Origin of the sequence: Bradyrhizobium sp. BWC-3-1, from assembly GCF_032917965.1 — a bacterium.
GTDB classification, from domain to species: Bacteria; Pseudomonadota; Alphaproteobacteria; order Rhizobiales; family Xanthobacteraceae; genus Bradyrhizobium; species Bradyrhizobium canariense_D.
Genome location: NZ_CP136625.1, coordinates 561542 through 576429, shown reverse-complemented (window position 1 = coordinate 576429; position 14888 = coordinate 561542). Strand labels below are relative to the sequence as shown.

General features: G+C 64.7%; 15 protein-coding genes. 10 read left to right on the top strand and 5 right to left on the bottom strand.

What is annotated here, in order from left to right:
* The first annotated feature begins 261 nt into the window (after positions 1 to 261).
* Positions 262 to 1194, top strand: a complete 933-nt coding sequence (locus RX329_RS02725; RefSeq protein ID WP_018452911.1) for a peptidylprolyl isomerase — start codon at positions 262 to 264, stop codon at positions 1192 to 1194.
* Positions 1195 to 1296: 102 nt separating this feature from the next.
* Positions 1297 to 2538 carry a bifunctional glutamate N-acetyltransferase/amino-acid acetyltransferase ArgJ gene (gene argJ / locus RX329_RS02720; protein ID WP_085357813.1) on the top strand — a complete coding sequence of 414 codons (1242 nt, stop codon included), beginning with the start codon at positions 1297 to 1299 and terminating at the stop codon, positions 2536 to 2538.
* 51 nt (positions 2539 to 2589) lie between these two features.
* Here the strand turns inward: argJ and RX329_RS02715 are convergent, their stop codons facing one another.
* Positions 2590 to 3945 carry a TadE/TadG family type IV pilus assembly protein gene (locus RX329_RS02715; protein ID WP_085357815.1) on the bottom strand — a complete coding sequence of 452 codons (1356 nt, stop codon included), beginning with the start codon at positions 3943 to 3945 and terminating at the stop codon, positions 2590 to 2592.
* 140 nt (positions 3946 to 4085) lie between these two features.
* On the opposite strand from RX329_RS02715, the gene RX329_RS02710 reads away from it, so the two are divergent.
* A complete protein-coding gene (locus tag RX329_RS02710; protein ID WP_085348366.1) occupies positions 4086 to 4496 on the top strand; it encodes a (deoxy)nucleoside triphosphate pyrophosphohydrolase in 411 nt (136 codons plus the stop codon).
* A 158-nt stretch (positions 4497 to 4654) separates the two neighbouring features.
* On the opposite strand, the gene RX329_RS02705 is transcribed toward RX329_RS02710, so the two are convergent.
* Positions 4655 to 5524, bottom strand: a complete 870-nt coding sequence (locus RX329_RS02705) for a methyltransferase domain-containing protein (protein WP_085357817.1) — start codon at positions 5522 to 5524, stop codon at positions 4655 to 4657.
* Positions 5525 to 5640: 116 nt separating this feature from the next.
* Here RX329_RS02705 and RX329_RS02700 point away from each other — a divergent pair, with 116 nt between their 5' ends.
* From RX329_RS02700 to RX329_RS02680, 5 genes are all read left to right on the top strand, one after another.
* Positions 5641 to 5955 (top strand): NIPSNAP family protein, encoded by a 315-nt coding sequence (locus RX329_RS02700; RefSeq protein WP_085348368.1) that lies wholly within the window; start codon positions 5641 to 5643, stop codon positions 5953 to 5955.
* 65 nt (positions 5956 to 6020) lie between these two features.
* Positions 6021 to 6818: a ComF family protein gene (locus tag RX329_RS02695; protein WP_085357819.1), complete on the top strand. Its 798-nt coding sequence runs from the start codon at positions 6021 to 6023 to the stop codon at positions 6816 to 6818.
* Between the two features lie 47 nt (positions 6819 to 6865).
* Positions 6866 to 7141, top strand: a complete 276-nt coding sequence (gene grxC / locus RX329_RS02690; RefSeq protein ID WP_085357821.1) for a glutaredoxin 3 — start codon at positions 6866 to 6868, stop codon at positions 7139 to 7141.
* Positions 7138 to 8016 (top strand): carbon-nitrogen hydrolase family protein, encoded by an 879-nt coding sequence (locus tag RX329_RS02685; RefSeq protein ID WP_085357823.1) that lies wholly within the window; start codon positions 7138 to 7140, stop codon positions 8014 to 8016. The genes grxC and RX329_RS02685 overlap by 4 nt, the downstream gene beginning before the upstream one ends.
* The gene (locus tag RX329_RS02680; protein ID WP_085357825.1) at positions 8013 to 8498 is read left to right on the top strand and encodes a DUF1178 family protein; all 486 of its coding nucleotides are present in this window, start codon (positions 8013 to 8015) and stop codon (positions 8496 to 8498) included. Before RX329_RS02685 ends, RX329_RS02680 begins: the two co-directional genes overlap by 4 nt.
* Here RX329_RS02680 and RX329_RS02675 read toward each other — a convergent pair.
* The 3 genes from RX329_RS02675 to RX329_RS02665 form a co-directional block, all read right to left on the bottom strand.
* Entirely contained in the window at positions 8495 to 9394 is a 900-nt protein-coding gene (locus RX329_RS02675; protein ID WP_085357827.1) for an EamA family transporter, read from the bottom strand. The two genes, RX329_RS02680 and RX329_RS02675, sit on opposite strands and share 4 nt — an antisense overlap.
* A 254-nt stretch (positions 9395 to 9648) precedes the next feature.
* Positions 9649 to 10422 carry a bifunctional 2-polyprenyl-6-hydroxyphenol methylase/3-demethylubiquinol 3-O-methyltransferase UbiG gene (gene ubiG, locus RX329_RS02670; RefSeq protein ID WP_162496295.1) on the bottom strand — a complete coding sequence of 258 codons (774 nt, stop codon included), beginning with the start codon at positions 10420 to 10422 and terminating at the stop codon, positions 9649 to 9651.
* Positions 10423 to 10436: 14 nt separating this feature from the next.
* Positions 10437 to 10904 carry a PH domain-containing protein gene (locus tag RX329_RS02665; protein ID WP_018452897.1) on the bottom strand — a complete coding sequence of 156 codons (468 nt, stop codon included), beginning with the start codon at positions 10902 to 10904 and terminating at the stop codon, positions 10437 to 10439.
* A gap of 150 nt (positions 10905 to 11054) precedes the next feature.
* On the opposite strand from RX329_RS02665, the gene RX329_RS02660 reads away from it, so the two are divergent.
* A complete protein-coding gene (locus RX329_RS02660) occupies positions 11055 to 12311 on the top strand; it encodes an aspartate kinase (RefSeq protein ID WP_085357829.1) in 1257 nt (418 codons plus the stop codon).
* A 269-nt stretch (positions 12312 to 12580) separates the two neighbouring features.
* Positions 12581 to 14848, top strand: a complete 2268-nt coding sequence (ptsP, locus tag RX329_RS02655) for a phosphoenolpyruvate--protein phosphotransferase (RefSeq protein WP_085357831.1) — start codon at positions 12581 to 12583, stop codon at positions 14846 to 14848.
* Positions 14849 to 14888: the final 40 nt, after the last annotated feature.

Sequence of the window (14888 nt, the reverse complement as noted above, 5' to 3'; positions counted from 1 at the left end):
AGCCCCGTCTGCGGGGGGTCCATCCGCCATATGGGTGGGAGTTGGGCAAGTCTGGGTTCAACGGCCAAAAACGCAGCAAAATAAACGCCATCGCATGGACGCGACCGGGCAGAGATATGGCCCGGTCAGGGCCTTGTCAACGGCGGGTGCATTGCGGCTAATTCATCATTTTGACAGACTTTTCGCGTTGCCAAGGCCCCCTGAATTGGGCGAGTGTCCGCCCCGCTCGAGCAGCCCCCTGCTTCAACAAAAGGATTTTCCATGACCACCTCGTTCCCGGTAACCAGAACCGGCCTGCGCTTCGGCCTCGCCACCGCCCTCGTGGGCTGCCTTGCGCTGGCGCTGATCGCGGGTCCCGGCCGGGCTGCCGACGATCCGGTGCTGGCGAAGGTCAATGGCGCGGAAATCAAGAAGAGCGACGTCGCCATGGCCGAAGAGGAACTCGGGCCGAGCCTCGCCCAGATGGACCCGGCGACCAAGGACGAGAACGTCCTGTCCTTCCTGATCGACATGAAGATCGTCGGCAAGGCCGCCGAGGACAAGAAGCTCGCCGAGGGCGAGGAGTTCAAAAAGCGGCTCGCGTTCGCCCGCAACCGCCTGCTGATGGACAGCCTGCTCGCCGGCGAGGGCAAGGCCGCCACCACCCCGGATGCCATGAAGAAGGTCTATGAGGAGGCCTCCAAGCAGATCACCGGCGAGCAGGAAGTGCACGCCCGCCACATCCTGGTCGAGACCGAGGACGAGGCCAAGGCGGTGAAGGCCGAACTCGACAAGGGCGCCGATTTCGCCGAACTCGCCAAGAAGAAGTCCAAGGATCCGGGCTCGGCCGACGGCGGCGACCTCGGCTTCTTCACCAAGGAGCAGATGGTGCCGGAATTCTCGGCGGTCGCCTTCGCGCTCGAGCCGGGCAAGATCTCCGACCCCGTGAAGTCGCAGTTCGGCTGGCACGTCATCAAGGTCGAGGAAAAGCGCAGCCGCAAGGCGCCGGACTTCGAGCAGGTCAAGGCGCAGATCGAGCAGTATGTCACCCGCAAGGCCCAGGCCGATTACGTCGCCAAGCTGCGCGCGGAAGCCAAGGTCGAGCGGCTGGACCAGCCGGCGGATGCGGCAAAGGACGCCAAGCCGGCCGATGCGGCCAAGCCGGCTGACGCCAAGCCGTCCGACAGCAAGATGGCGCCCCCGGCGAAGAAGTAAGAATTCGCTGTCACTTCGGTGACGTGAAGAGTATCTAAGCCTTTGTGATGCCCGGCCCCCGCGCCGGGCATCTGCATGTCCAGATCCCACAAAGGCGCCCCGATGTCCTCCTCCGTTTCCCCCCTCGCCCCGAAACACGTTCCCGACATGCCCGTGATCGCGGGGGTCCGTCTCGCGACGGCCGAAGCCGGCATTCGCTACAAGAACCGCACCGACGTGCTGCTGGCGGTGATGGACAAGGGCACCGCGGTCGCAGGCGTCTTCACCAAGTCGAAATGTCCCTCCGCGCCGGTGGAATGGTGCCGCGCCAAGCTGAAAGGCGGCAAGGCCCGCGCGTTGGTGGTCAATTCCGGCAACGCCAATGCCTTCACCGGCAAGACCGGCCGCAGCTCCACGGCACTGACCGCGAAGATCGCGGCCAAGGCCGTCGGATGCACCGAGGGTGAGATCTTCCTGGCCTCGACCGGCGTGATCGGCGAGCCGCTGGATGCGAGCAAGTTCGATGGCGTGCTCGGTCGGCTCGCGGAAACCGCCGAGGCCGGCGATTATCTGGCGGCCGCCAAGGCGATCATGACCACCGACACCTTCCCGAAGGTCGGGACCGCGACCGTGAAGCTCGGCAAAGCCAAGGTCACCATCAATGGCATGGCCAAGGGTGCCGGCATGATCGCGCCCGATATGGCGACGATGCTGTCCTTCATCTTCACCGACGCACCGATCGCGCCTGCCGCGCTGCAGGCGCTGCTCAAAAGCGGCGTCGAGGACACCTTCAACGCGGTCACGATTGACGGCGACACCTCGACCTCGGACACGCTGCTGGCCTTTGCCACCGGTGCTGCTGCGGAACACGGCGCGCCGAAGATCAGTCGCGCCACCGACCCGCGCCTGAAAGCCTTCGTCAAGGCCTTCAACCAGGTGCTCGCCAATCTTTCCGAGCAGGTGGCCCGCGACGGCGAAGGCGCCCGCAAGCTGGTCGAGATCACCGTCGAGGGTGCCAAGACCAAGGCCTCGGCGCGCAAGATCGCGATGTCGATCGCGAACTCGCCGCTGGTGAAGACCGCAATCGCCGGCGAGGACGCCAATTGGGGCCGCGTGGTGATGGCGGTCGGCAAGGCCGGCGAGCCGGCTGACCGCGACAAGCTCTCGATCTCGTTCAACGGTATCCGCGTCGCCAAGAGCGGCGCGCGAGATCCGTCCTATGACGAGGCGCAGGTGTCGGAAGCGATGAAGGCGCCGGAGATCGCGATCAAGGTCTCGCTCGGCCTCGGCAAGGGCCGCGACCGCGTGCTGACCTGCGACCTCACCAAGGAGTATGTCGCGATCAACGGGGATTACAGGTCGTAGCCGGACTCGCGGTGAGTCCGCTTGACCCGCAAGCGGGCGGGGTGATCAAAATCACCCCGAGATCCGCGCATCCGCGAGTGCCTTCTTGAACAGCGCGTTCATCGCTTCCGAAATGCCCTGGGTGGGGCTGACCTCGAAATAGAATCCCGGCGAAGCGCAGCTCTGCATGTTCTGCGCGATCTTGCTGTTCGGAGACGGCCCCCACGGCCCGGGGTTAAAGGGCGAGATCCAGGTGGTGTACCAGGTGTCGGTAGGTGGTTGATACGTCGTGTACAGCACCGCGATCTTGATACCGCGGTCCTTGATGGCCGTGCAGAGCGCCGGATTGATCGGCGACTGACAGCGATTCGATGACGCGAGAGGATACGAAGAAGACGAGACACTACACATCGTCGTGCCTGAGTTGGTTTCGTCAGCGACCCCATCGGATACAAAAAACAGATATTTCAGCGGTGACGCGGATGTGCCGGCTCCCGGCGAGGCGATTGCGCTATTGATCGCGGGAAAAATCGTGGTGAAGGGAGTATCTTTGTCTTTAGTATACGAGTCATTCTGACCGGCGACCGCCATCAGGTCGATGTTTCCCGCCGCAGTCTTGGCGGAGCTCAGGCTCGACGACAGCGCGAACAGATTTCTCAATCCGATCGTCGCTGACGAAGCGCCGAAATCGTAGATCGCCATTCTGAACTGGTTCGAATAGGTCTGCGTGTTCTGGGCTGTGTCCATCAGGTTCGCGCTCGCCTGGCGCACCACGTCAATTCGGGTCGTGATGCCGTTTGCTTTGGCGATGTCGTAGTTGCTTGTGCCGGCGGCCTTGGTGGTGTCGTGACACGCGAATGCACATCCACCCGTCTTTCCCTGCAATTTCGTTATGTCGGTCGGTGTCGCTGCGACGCCCATCGACGGAGAATTGTCCAGCAGGAGATAGAAGTCGACATAGAGCGGCATATTGGCCGTCGACGACGACGTGCCGCTCATGGTCAGTGTGGTCTTGCCGATCAGGCCGAGAAACATGGTGTTGATGGTGGCGGTGAACGAGACGGTCGAGTTTATGGTCGAGCCGGTCTTGACGACGGTCGGGGTGACGCTGTCGAGCGTATAGCCGGTCAGGTTGGCGCGATTGGCATCGAAGATTTTCTGGGCGTCGTCGACGCCGGCCGTGATCGTGCCGTCCGTGGTCATCGAGCCCGCGGCGGCAAACCCCGGCGATGCCTTGGCGAGCGCACCGACGCTGGCCGCGTCAGCCGCGCCCTGAAGCTTGGCCCGGACCTGCGTCGCGCGGGAGTAGTCGATCGCGGTGCCGATGAACGTGATCAGGGGGACGCAGCAGATTGCGAAGATCACCGCGACATTGCCGCGCCGGTCGCGAAGGAACCGACGGAAGATGGTACGACACTCAGCGCGCATGGATCTGGCCCGAAATGGTTTCAGCGTGTCCACTCTAGGAACCGTGGATTAAATATGACTTATGGAGACCTCGGAAACATGGGCCGTAACAGGGTTAACGAACCGTTGCGGATGATCCTTCAGCGAGCGGAATTCCAGGCATGGCTGATCTCAAACTGACGCTCGTGGTGGCTTGCGCCCTGGTCGACGCCGACAAGCGCGTCCTGATCGCGCAGCGCCCCGAGGGCAAGACGCTGGCCGGCCTTTGGGAATTTCCCGGCGGCAAGTGCGAGCCCGGCGAGCGGCCGGAACAGAGCCTGATCCGCGAACTCCACGAGGAGCTCGGCATCACCGTCGCCGAACCCTGTCTGGCGCCGCTGACGTTCGCGAGCTACGGCTACGAGACCTTCCACCTCCTGATGCCGCTCTTCATTTGCCGGCGCTGGGAGGGACAGGTCACGCCGCGCGAAGGCCAGGCCCTGGCCTGGGTTCGCGCCAACAAGCTGCGCGACTATCCCATGCCGCCCGCGGACATTCCGCTGATCCCGCATTTGATTGATTTGTTGATGTGAATTCGAAGCGGGCACCACACTCTCGGCGTCATGCCCGGGCTTGTCCCGGGCATCCACGATCTTCGTGCTGAACCGAGAGGCGTGGATGGCCGGGACATAGGCGAGCGGAAGCGACGCCGTCCTTCGGACGGCATGCCGGCCATGACGGCGGAGAGAGCTTACGTCCCTCCGGCCTTCTTCACCGCTTCCGCCAGGCTCGCCTTCGCTGATCCAGGCTTGAGCGGCTGCTGCTGGCTCGCATGCGGCGCCCAGCCGGAAAGCCAGATGATGTCGAATGTCGCACGGATGCGGCCGTCGGCGTCGGCAAAGCGTTCCGCGTAGATTTCAGCCATCCGCAGCAGCGTCGATCGCCGGCTCGGCGTGCGTCGCCGCTCGATCAGCACATTGGCGGCGCCCATGCGCCTGATATCCTGCATCAGCGCGAACGCGTTGGCGTAGCGCACCACGACGCGGTCGACATCGGTGACCGGCAGCGCAAACCCCGCCCGCTGCAACAGCGCGCCAACGTCGCGCAGATCGGCGAACGGTGCGACTCGCGGCGATACGCCGCCCTCGCATTCGGCCTCCGCGGCGGCAAAGGCCTGGCGCAGCTCGGTCAGGCTGTCGCCGCCGATCATCGCCGCCAGCAGCAGCCCGTCCGGCCTCAGCGCGCGACGGATCTGCGCGAGCACACCCGGCAGATCGTTGGCGAATTGCAGCGCCAGCGCCGAGACCACGAGATCGAGGCTCTCCGGTACAAAGGGCAGCTTCTCCGCACCCGACGCATCGAGCTCAATGCGCTCGATCGAGGGCAGTCGCGCGCGCAGCACCGCGAGACCCTCGCCGGGCGTCCAGAGATCGGCCGCTGTGTGAAACTCTCGCATCACCGCGGCCAGCCGGTCGGAGATGTCCTCGGCGACCCGATCCAGCAGGAAGCTCGCGGCACCTTGCGCCTGCGCGCGGCGCTGTCGCGCGCGCAGCAAGGCACGATCGAACAAAGCGGGCGGGGTTTGTGGGTCTTGAGCCATGCCGCTGGTTACGCCGATCATGCTGGTTCTGGCAATCCACTGCGCGCGGCGCTAGCCTTGCCTCATGGAGCCGACACCGGCCCCCGTGTTCCAAACTAGCAATCCGCACCAGGCCCGCGGCGCCGGAGCGTCAAACGATGATCACCTGTTATCTGCGATACGAGATCCCCCCGGACAAGCTCGCCGAATTCGAAGCCTATGGCAGGATGTGGCTGGAACTAGTGCCAAGATTCGGCGGCATCCACCACGGGTACTTCCTGCCATCGGAAGGCGCCAGCGACGTCGCCCTCGCGATGTTCAGCTTCCCGAGCTTCGCGGCGTACGAACAATATCGGAAGGCCAGCGCCGAAGATCCGGACGTCCAGAAAGCGATCGAGTTCGCAAGGCAAACGCGCTGCTTTCGCCGTTATGAGCGATCGTTTTTCCGGCCCGTGCTGCCGAAAGAGCCGTAGGCCGGGCGCGGACGAGAACAGCCCATTGACTTGAGCGTGGCGCAGGACGGCGCTAGCCTTGCCCAATGGACGCCGAGGCATCACCACCACGCTCCATTTCCAGCCATTTGCGCGGCGCACTTCAGGCCTGCCGCAGTGTGATGGCGCATCTGCCAAGGCTTGCGCTCGACGTTGCGCTGCCGACACTGTGCGTGTCCTGCCGCGAGCCGGTCGACGGCGAGGGCGTGTGCGCGGCGTGCTGGGCGCGGCTGTCGTTCATCGAACGGCCCTACTGCCCGCGGCTCGGCATTCCCTTTGTGTACGATCCCGGGCCCGACATGCTGTCGATGGAGGCGATCGCGAGCCCGCCGGCCTACCAGCGGGCGCGCGCCGCGGTGCGTTATGACGACGTCGCGCGCACCCTGGTGCATGCGCTGAAATACCAGGACCGGACGGATTTGGCGCCCGCCATGGGCCGCTGGATGGCGCGCGCGGGCGGCGAACTGCTCGCCGAAGCCGACATGCTGGTGCCCGTTCCCCTGCATTGGCGAAGGGCGTGGCGCCGCCGCTACAACCAGTCCGGGGCGCTGGCGCGGATCATCGAGCGGCAGAGCGGAGTGAAGGCGAAGGCTGAGGTGCTGCGCCGGGTACGCGCGACCGAGCAGCAGATCGGCCTGTCGCGGGCCCAGCGCGCTACCAATGTGCAGGGCGCATTCCAGGTATCCCCCGACCGCCAGGCGGACGTTCAAGGTCGGCGCATTGTCCTCATCGACGACGTCCTGACGTCGGGCGCGACGCTGGATGCCTGTGCGCGGGCCCTGCTCCGGGCCAAAGCGGCGCAAGTGGACGTGCTGGTGTTTGCCCGGGTTGTCGAGAGCCGGTGAAGTCCCATATAATTCAATGAATTCATGACATGAGAGCGCTAGACAAGATGACCGCTGCTGTCGAGATCTACACGAGGCCGGGCTGCGGCTATTGTTCCGCCGCCAAGTCGCTGCTGACCCGCAAGAAGGCGACGTTCACGGAGTTCGATATCGCCAAGAACCCGTCCTGGCGCCAGGAGATGTACGATCGCGCCGGCGAGGGCTCGACCTTCCCGCAGATCTGGATCGGCGGGAACCATGTCGGCGGCTGCGACGAGCTCTACGCGCTCGATCGCGAAGGCAAGCTCGACGCCATGTTCGAGAGCGTCAAGGCGGAGTCATGAGCGACAACAGGACTTTCACGGCGGCGATGGTGCAGATGCGCACCGGCCTGATGCCCGAGCCGAGCCTCGCGCAGGCCACCAGGCTGATCCGCCAAGCTGCAGCCAATGGCGCCGACTACGTGCAGACGCCCGAAGTCAGCAACATGATGCAGCTCAACCGCAAGGCCCTGTTCGAGCACCTCCAGAGCCAAGACGACGACAGCTCGCTGAGGGCGTACCGGGCGCTCGCGGCGGAACTGAAGATCCACATCCATGTCGGCTCGCTGGCGCTGCGCTTTTCGAACGAGAAAGCGGTCAACCGCTCGTTCCTGATCGGGCCCGAGGGCAATGTGCTCGCGAGCTACGACAAGATCCACATGTTCGATATCGAGCTGCCTGACGGCGAGAGCTATCGCGAATCCGCCAATTACCAGCCGGGCGAGACGGCCGTGATCTCTGACCTGCCCTGGGGCCGCGTCGGCCTGACGATCTGTTATGACGTGCGCTTCCCCGCGCTCTACCGCGCGCTGGCCGAAAGCGGCGCGTACTTCATCACGGTGCCCTCGGCCTTTACCCGCAAGACCGGCGAGGCGCATTGGCACGTATTGTTGCGTGCGCGCGCGATCGAGACCGGTTGCTTCATCTTCGCCGCGGCGCAGGCAGGCCTGCACGAGAACAAGCGCGAGACTTATGGCCATTCGCTCATCATCGATCCCTGGGGCGAGATTCTCGCCGAAGGCGATGTCGAGCCCGGCATCATCATGGCAAAAATCGATCCGGCCAAGGTCGAGACCGCGCGCCGCGCGATCCCCTCACTCCAGCACGGCCGCCGCTTCGGCGTCGCCGACCCCAAGGCGGGGCCGGACCATCTGCACCTGGTGCGGGGATCGGCATGATCCGCTACGCGCTCCGCTGCCACCGGAGCCACGACTTCGAGAGTTGGTTCCAGAGCTCGGCCGCGTACGACCAGCAGGTGAAGCGCAAGCTCGTGACCTGTCCGATTTGCGGCTCGGCCAAGGTCGACAAGGCGATCATGGCGCCGCGCATCGTCGGCAAGAAGGGCCGCGGACGCGCCACGCCGCCGCCTGAGCCCACCGCCACGATGACCGCGCCCGAAGCTGCGCAATCCGCACCGACCTCGCTGTTGATGGCGCAGGAGCGCGAGCTGCGCGCCAAGCTCAAAGAGCTGCGCGATCACATCGTGAAGAACGCCGACAATGTCGGCGAGCGATTCGCCACCGAAGCCCGCGCGATGCATTACGGCGACAAGGAGCACCGTCCGATCTATGGCGAGGCCTCGCCCGACGAGGCCAAGTCGCTGATCGACGAAGGCATCGAGGTGTCGCCGCTGCCGACGCTGCCGGAAGACCGGAATTAGACTCCCACCAACACCGCCACGCCGACCACGATCAGCGCGATGCCAATAATCTCGCGCGGCGCGATCGGCTGCTTGAACGAATAGTACGCCACGCCTTGCGCGAACAGCACCTCGATCAAAGCGAGGGTGCGGACATTGGCGGCGGCCGTCAGCGCGAACGCTAGGAACCAGAACTGCGAGGCGAAGGCGCCCATGAAGCCGGCGAGCAGCGATGGCTTCCAAAGCCTCAGGATCGACTGAAGCACTTTTGGCGCCCGCCAGAGCAGATAGACCGTCAGGATCAGCGTCTGCACGAACAGGCCGAGCACCAGCGTGAACGATGCCGCAGTCACGAACGAGACATCAGGCACGTTGATGATGGCGCCGCGGAAGCCGACCGCAGAGAGCGCGAAGGCCGCGGCCGCGACGAGGCCGGTGATGGTCGGCTTCAATTCGGCAAAGCTCTTCTCGCCGCCGGGCCGCAGCGCGGTGATGACGACGCCGATTGTCGCGATCACGATCGCAAGCACCTTCAGCCATGTCAGATGATCGCCGAGGAAGACGAAGCCGAAGATGGCGGTCTGGATCGCCTCGGTTTTCAAATAGGCCGTCGTCACCACGAAGGAGCGGTCGTTCATGGCGAGCAGCATCAGGCCGGTCGCGACGATCTGGCTGAGCGCGCCGAGCAGGAGCCACGGCCAGAACACACCGGGCGGCATGTCGAGATGATCGCCGGTGGCGACCAGCACCACCGCCAGGAAAAGCAGCGAGAACGGAAAGCCGAACAGGAAGCGGATATTGGTTGCGCCCCAGGTCCCCAGCGGCTTCGTCAGCGACCGCTGCATCGCATTGCGCGCGACCTGGCCGAGCGCGGCAATGACGGTAAAGGGAATCCAGAGGCTGGCGATGGTGAACATGGGGATGGGACTGCGCTGGGAGCGAGAGGACGTTGAGTCAACGTGCCGCTCGCGCTCAAGCAGGTCAATCACGCGGATGTCATGGGTGCGATGCTTGCCTGACGAATTCGGTGTCGTCCTGGACAAGCGAAGCGCAGATCCATGACCCATTACCCCAGGGAGTGGTTTGGCGAAGACTCGTAATTATCAATTTTCGCCTAACTAAACCCTGGCTTTCGCCAGGACGACGCCGAATGTTTGGAAGCGGCAACGCCTCACACCATGCCTTCCGCCACCACCATGTAGTTCACGTCCATGTCTGACGAGAGGGTCCATTTGTCGGCGAAGGGGCTGTAGACGACGCCGGTCTGCTCGGTGATGACCAGGCGGTTGTCGAGCAGGTATTTCGTCAACTCGTCGGGGGTGACGAACTTGTTCCACTCGTGGGTGCCGCGCGGCAGCCAGCGCAGGACATATTCAGCGCCGACGATGGCAAGCGCAAAGCTCTTCCAGTTCCTGTTCAGCGTCGAGACCACCATCAGGCCGTTCGGCTTCAGCATCGCGGCGCAGCGCTTCAGGAAAACGCCGACGTCGACGACGTGCTCGACCACCTCCATCGCCAGAACGATGTCGAAGCGCTCGCGCGGGTCGATCTCCTCAACCGTGGTGCAGCGATAGTCGATCGCGAGGTGCGCCTTGTCGGCATGCAGCTTGGCGGCCGCGATGTTGCTGACCGACGGATCGACGCCGATGACCTGCGCACCCAGGCGCGACAACGGCTCGCAGAGCAGGCCGGCGCCACAGCCGATGTCGAGCACGCGCAGACCGCCGAGGCAGTTGAGGCTGCGCGCGTTGCGCTCGAACTTGCGGCAGGCGGCATCGCGGATATAGCCGAGCCGCAGCGGGTTGATCCGGTGCAGCGGTGCCATCTTGCCGTTGGGATCCCACCACTCCGCCGAGAGCTTTGAGAATTTCGCGATCTCGGCGGCATCGACGGTCGAGCCCGGCGAGGTGCTTGCGGTTACGGAAGTATCTTGCTGCATGCTCATGGTTACGCGCGGTCCTACCGCGTGGTGATCGAACTACGGAAGGCGAGCGGCGAGGCGATGGTCTTGATCGTCTCGATCCCCTCGCCGACGCCGCGAATCGTCACGTCGCCGTAGTTGAGAATTCGTCCAAGAATGGTCTGATCGACATCGACGCTCTCGACCTTGTCCAGCGCCATCTCGAAGGTGCGGCGCTTGATGAAGCCGGTCTTGTGCACGACCCGCAAATTGGTCACGTCGGTCTCGGTGGTAAAGCGATGGAACCAGCCCTTCACAGTCCAGTACAGCGCCGCCAGAGCGACCAGGCCGGCCGCAACCAGACAGAGCATGACGAGCCCCTCGACGGTGGTTTGCCGGGACAGGACGAACAGGACCAGCGCCACGATCCAGGCCAGGATCGCCGGAAAATAGAAGATCCAGTGCGCATTGGTCGAATACAGCACCTTCTCGCCAGGCTGCAGGATCTCGTCGATATAGCGCGCCATGATCTCGGTTAACCCACTACCCCGCACCCTGCCCCGCAGGAACCCGCTTGCCCCCGGCCCCGCCGCTATGTATACGCGCGGTCGGTGTCCGCGAGGCCCGTCCAGTGCGGGCCACCATACTGATCCTTATGAAGGAATGCACGCGTCGTCATGAGCCGCCTCGTGATGAAATTCGGCGGCACGTCCGTCGCCAACATCGAACGTATCCGCAACGTCGCACGCCATGTGAAGCGTGAGGTCGACGCCGGCCATGAAGTGGCCGTGGTCGTCTCGGCGATGTCCGGTAAAACCAACGAGCTGGTGGCCTGGTGCACCGAGGCCTCGCCGATGCACGACGCGCGCGAATACGACGCCGTGGTCGCCTCGGGCGAACAGGTGACGTCCGGCCTGCTTGCCATCGTGCTTCAGGGCATGGGTATCCAGGCCCGCTCCTGGCAGGGCTGGCAGATCCCGATCACGACCAGCGACGCCCATGCTTCGGCCCGGATCGAGGGCATCAACGGCAGCGAGATCATCAAGCGCTTCAGGGAGCGCAAGGAAGTCGCCGTGATCGCCGGCTTCCAGGGCATCAACCCCGAGACCAACCGCATCACCACGCTCGGCCGCGGCGGCTCCGATACCTCGGCCGTGGCGATCGCCGCCGCCGTGAAGGCGGACCGCTGCGACATCTACACCGACGTCGACGGTGTCTACACCACCGATCCGCGAATCGTGCCGAAGGCGCGCCGGCTCGACAAGATCGCATTTGAAGACATGCTGGAGCTGGCCTCCCAGGGCGCCAAGGTGCTCCAGGTCCGCTCGGTGGAACTCGGCATGGTCCACAACATGCCAATTTTCGTCCGCTCGAGCTTCGACAAGCCCGAGGATATCGACCCGCATGCCAACCAGCCGCCCGGCACGCTGATCTGCAGCGAGGAGGAGATCATGGAAAGCCACGTCGTCACCGGCATCGCCTTTTCGAAGGACGAGGCCCAGATCTCGGTACGCCAGATCGAGGACAAGCCCGGCGTGGCGGCGTCGATCTTCGGCCCGCTCGCCAATGCCAACATCAACGTCGACATGATCGTGCAGAACGTCTCTGAGGACGGGAAGACCACCGACCTCACCTTCACCGTCCCGGCCGCCGACTACACCAGGGCCAAGGAGACGATTACCGCGGCCAAGAGCCAGATCAATTATGCCCGGCTCGACACGGCTACCGATGTCGCCAAGATCTCGGTGATCGGCAGCGGCATGCGCAGCCATGCCGGCGTTGCCGCCCAGGCGTTCTCGGCCCTCGCAGGACGGAATATCAACATCCGGGCCATTACAACCTCCGAGATCAAATTCTCGGTTCTAATCGACACCGCCTATACCGAGCTTGCGGTGCGCACCCTGCACACGCTCTACGGTCTCGATCAGGCTTAGGCTAATTTTCTCTTAGCGGTCGCAGCAAACGCGAAGGTGTCCACACTTTCGCGTTTGGCAGGCGTTTTGCTTGGCAAAACAAGCCCCAATTCGCTATACGGCGAACTGGGTGGGCTGCCAGAAACTGTGCCCCAGTTGAGGCGGTGCTGATTCGGCCCAGGCAACCGCCGGGGCTGGCGCCGGACGAGCAAATTTGTTGTTTTTCTGGATTTCTCGGCGAGCCGCCGCGGGTCCTTTCGGCCCCGGCAGACGGAGGAGATTGACGGTTCATGCGGAGCGCGTCGGGAGGTCCCCGCGTCTTGTTGAGACGGCTCCGCGAAACCATGGCGGAGCAGGTCTCGGCCCAGGAGCGGCTGGACAAGATCGTGGTGCTGATCGCCGCCAACATGGTGGCCGAGGTGTGCTCGGTCTATGTGCTGCGCGTCGACAACACGCTCGAGCTCTATGCCACCGAAGGCCTCAACCGCGAGGCGGTGCACCACACCGTGCTCAGCGCCCATGAGGGCCTGGTCGGCCTGGTCGCGAGCGAGGCAACGCCTCTCAACCTAAGCGATGCGCAAAGCCATCCGGCCTTCTCGTTCCGCCCGGAGACCGGCGAAGAGATTTACCACTCCTTCCTCGGCGTGCCGATCCTGCGCGCCGGCAACACGCTCGGCGTGCTGGTGGTGCAGAATCGGGCCAAGCGCAACTATGTCGAGGAGGAGCTCGAGGCGCTTCAGACCACCGCGATGGTGCTGGCGGAGCTGATCGCCTCCGGCGAGCTGTCTGCGCTGGCCCAGCCAGGCCATGAGCCCGCGGCGCGCCATTCGGCGCAGAAGGTCGGCGCCATCCTGTCGGAAGGCATCGCACTCGGCCATGTCGTGCTGCACGAGCCGCGCGTGGTTATCAAGGACTACATCGCCGAGGACCTGCCAAAGGAGATCAAGCGGCTCGACACCGCGCTCGCCAAGCTGCGCGCCGATCTCGACCGCATGCTGGAGCGCGGCGACGTCGCCGAGGGCGGCGAGCATCGCGAGGTGCTGGAAGCCTACCGCATGTTCGCCAACGACCAGGGCTGGTCGCACAAGCTGCACGAGGCGGTCGCCACCGGCCTCACGGCGGAAGCCGCCGTCGAGCGTGTGCAATCCGACACCCGCGCGCGCATGCTGCGCTCGACAGATCCCTATTTGCGCGACCGGCTGCATGATCTCGAGGATCTCGGCTATCGCCTGATGCGACAGCTGGTCGGCCAGGATCACGCGCCGTCACGCGAACAATTGCCCGACAACGCCATCGTCATCGCGCGCGCGATGGGCCCGGCGGCGCTGCTCGACTATGACCGCAAGCGCCTGCGCGGCATCATATTGGAGGAAGGCACCGCCAATTCCCACGTCTCGATCGTGGCGCGCGCGCTCGGCATTCCCGCGGTCGGCGAAGTCCCGAACGCGCCTGGTATCGCCGATCCCGGCGACGCCGTCATCGTCGACGGCACCTCCGGCATGATCTATGTGCGCCCATCGCAGGAGGTCGAAGCGGCCTTCGCCGAGCGCGTGCGCTTCCGGGCCCGCCGCCAGGCGCAGTATCTGGCGCTGCGCGACCGGCCCTGCGTCACCAAGGACGGCCAGAAGGTCGAGCTGATGATCAATGCGGGTCTAGCGATCGACTTGCCGCACATCGAAGACACCGGCAGCGCCGGCATCGGCCTGTTCCGCACCGAGCTGCAATTCATGGTCGGCCAGAGCCTGCCGCGCACCAGCGACCAGCTCGCGCTCTATCGCACCGTGCTGGATGCCGCCGGCACCAAGCCCGTCACCTTCCGCACCCTCGACATCGGCGGCGACAAGGCGCTGCCTTATATGGAGGCGGTAATCGAGGAGAACCCCGCGCTCGGATGGCGCGCGATCCGGCTCGGGCTCGACCGTCCCGGCCTGTTGCGCGGGCAGATCCGCGCACTGCTGCGCGCCGGCGGCGGCCGCGCGCTGCGCATCATGTTCCCGATGATCTCGGAGGTGGGTGAATTCGATTCTGCGAAGGCGCTTGTCGAACGCGAACTGACCTATCTGCGCCAGCACGGCCACACGCTGCCGGAGCGGATCGACATCGGCACCATGGTCGAGGTGCCGGCGCTGCTATATCAGCTCGACGAGCTCCTGAAGAAGGTCGACTTCATCTCGGTCGGCTCCAACGATCTGTTCCAGTTCCTGTTCGCGGTCGACCGCGGCAACGCGAAAGTCTCGGAGCGCTTCGACACCATGTCGGCGCCGATCCTGCGCGCGCTTCGCGAGATCGCACGCAAGACGCAAGCCGCGAACAAATCGCTGTCGCTCTGCGGCGAGATGGCGTCGAAACCGATCGGCGCGCTGGCGCTGATCGGGATGGGCTATCGCTCGCTGTCGCTCTCGGCCACCGCGCTCGGCCCGGTCAAGGCCATGGTGCTCGATCTCGACGCCAAGAAGGCCGAGGCGATGCTCGGGCCGTTGCTGGACGCGCCCGCCGGCAGCGTCTCGATCCGGCAGAAGCTGACGGAATTTGCCGAGGCCGAAGGCCTGGCCTTGTAGCGGGCCTGTCGCCCCCTCCTGCCGCCTCGCCCTTTTCCGC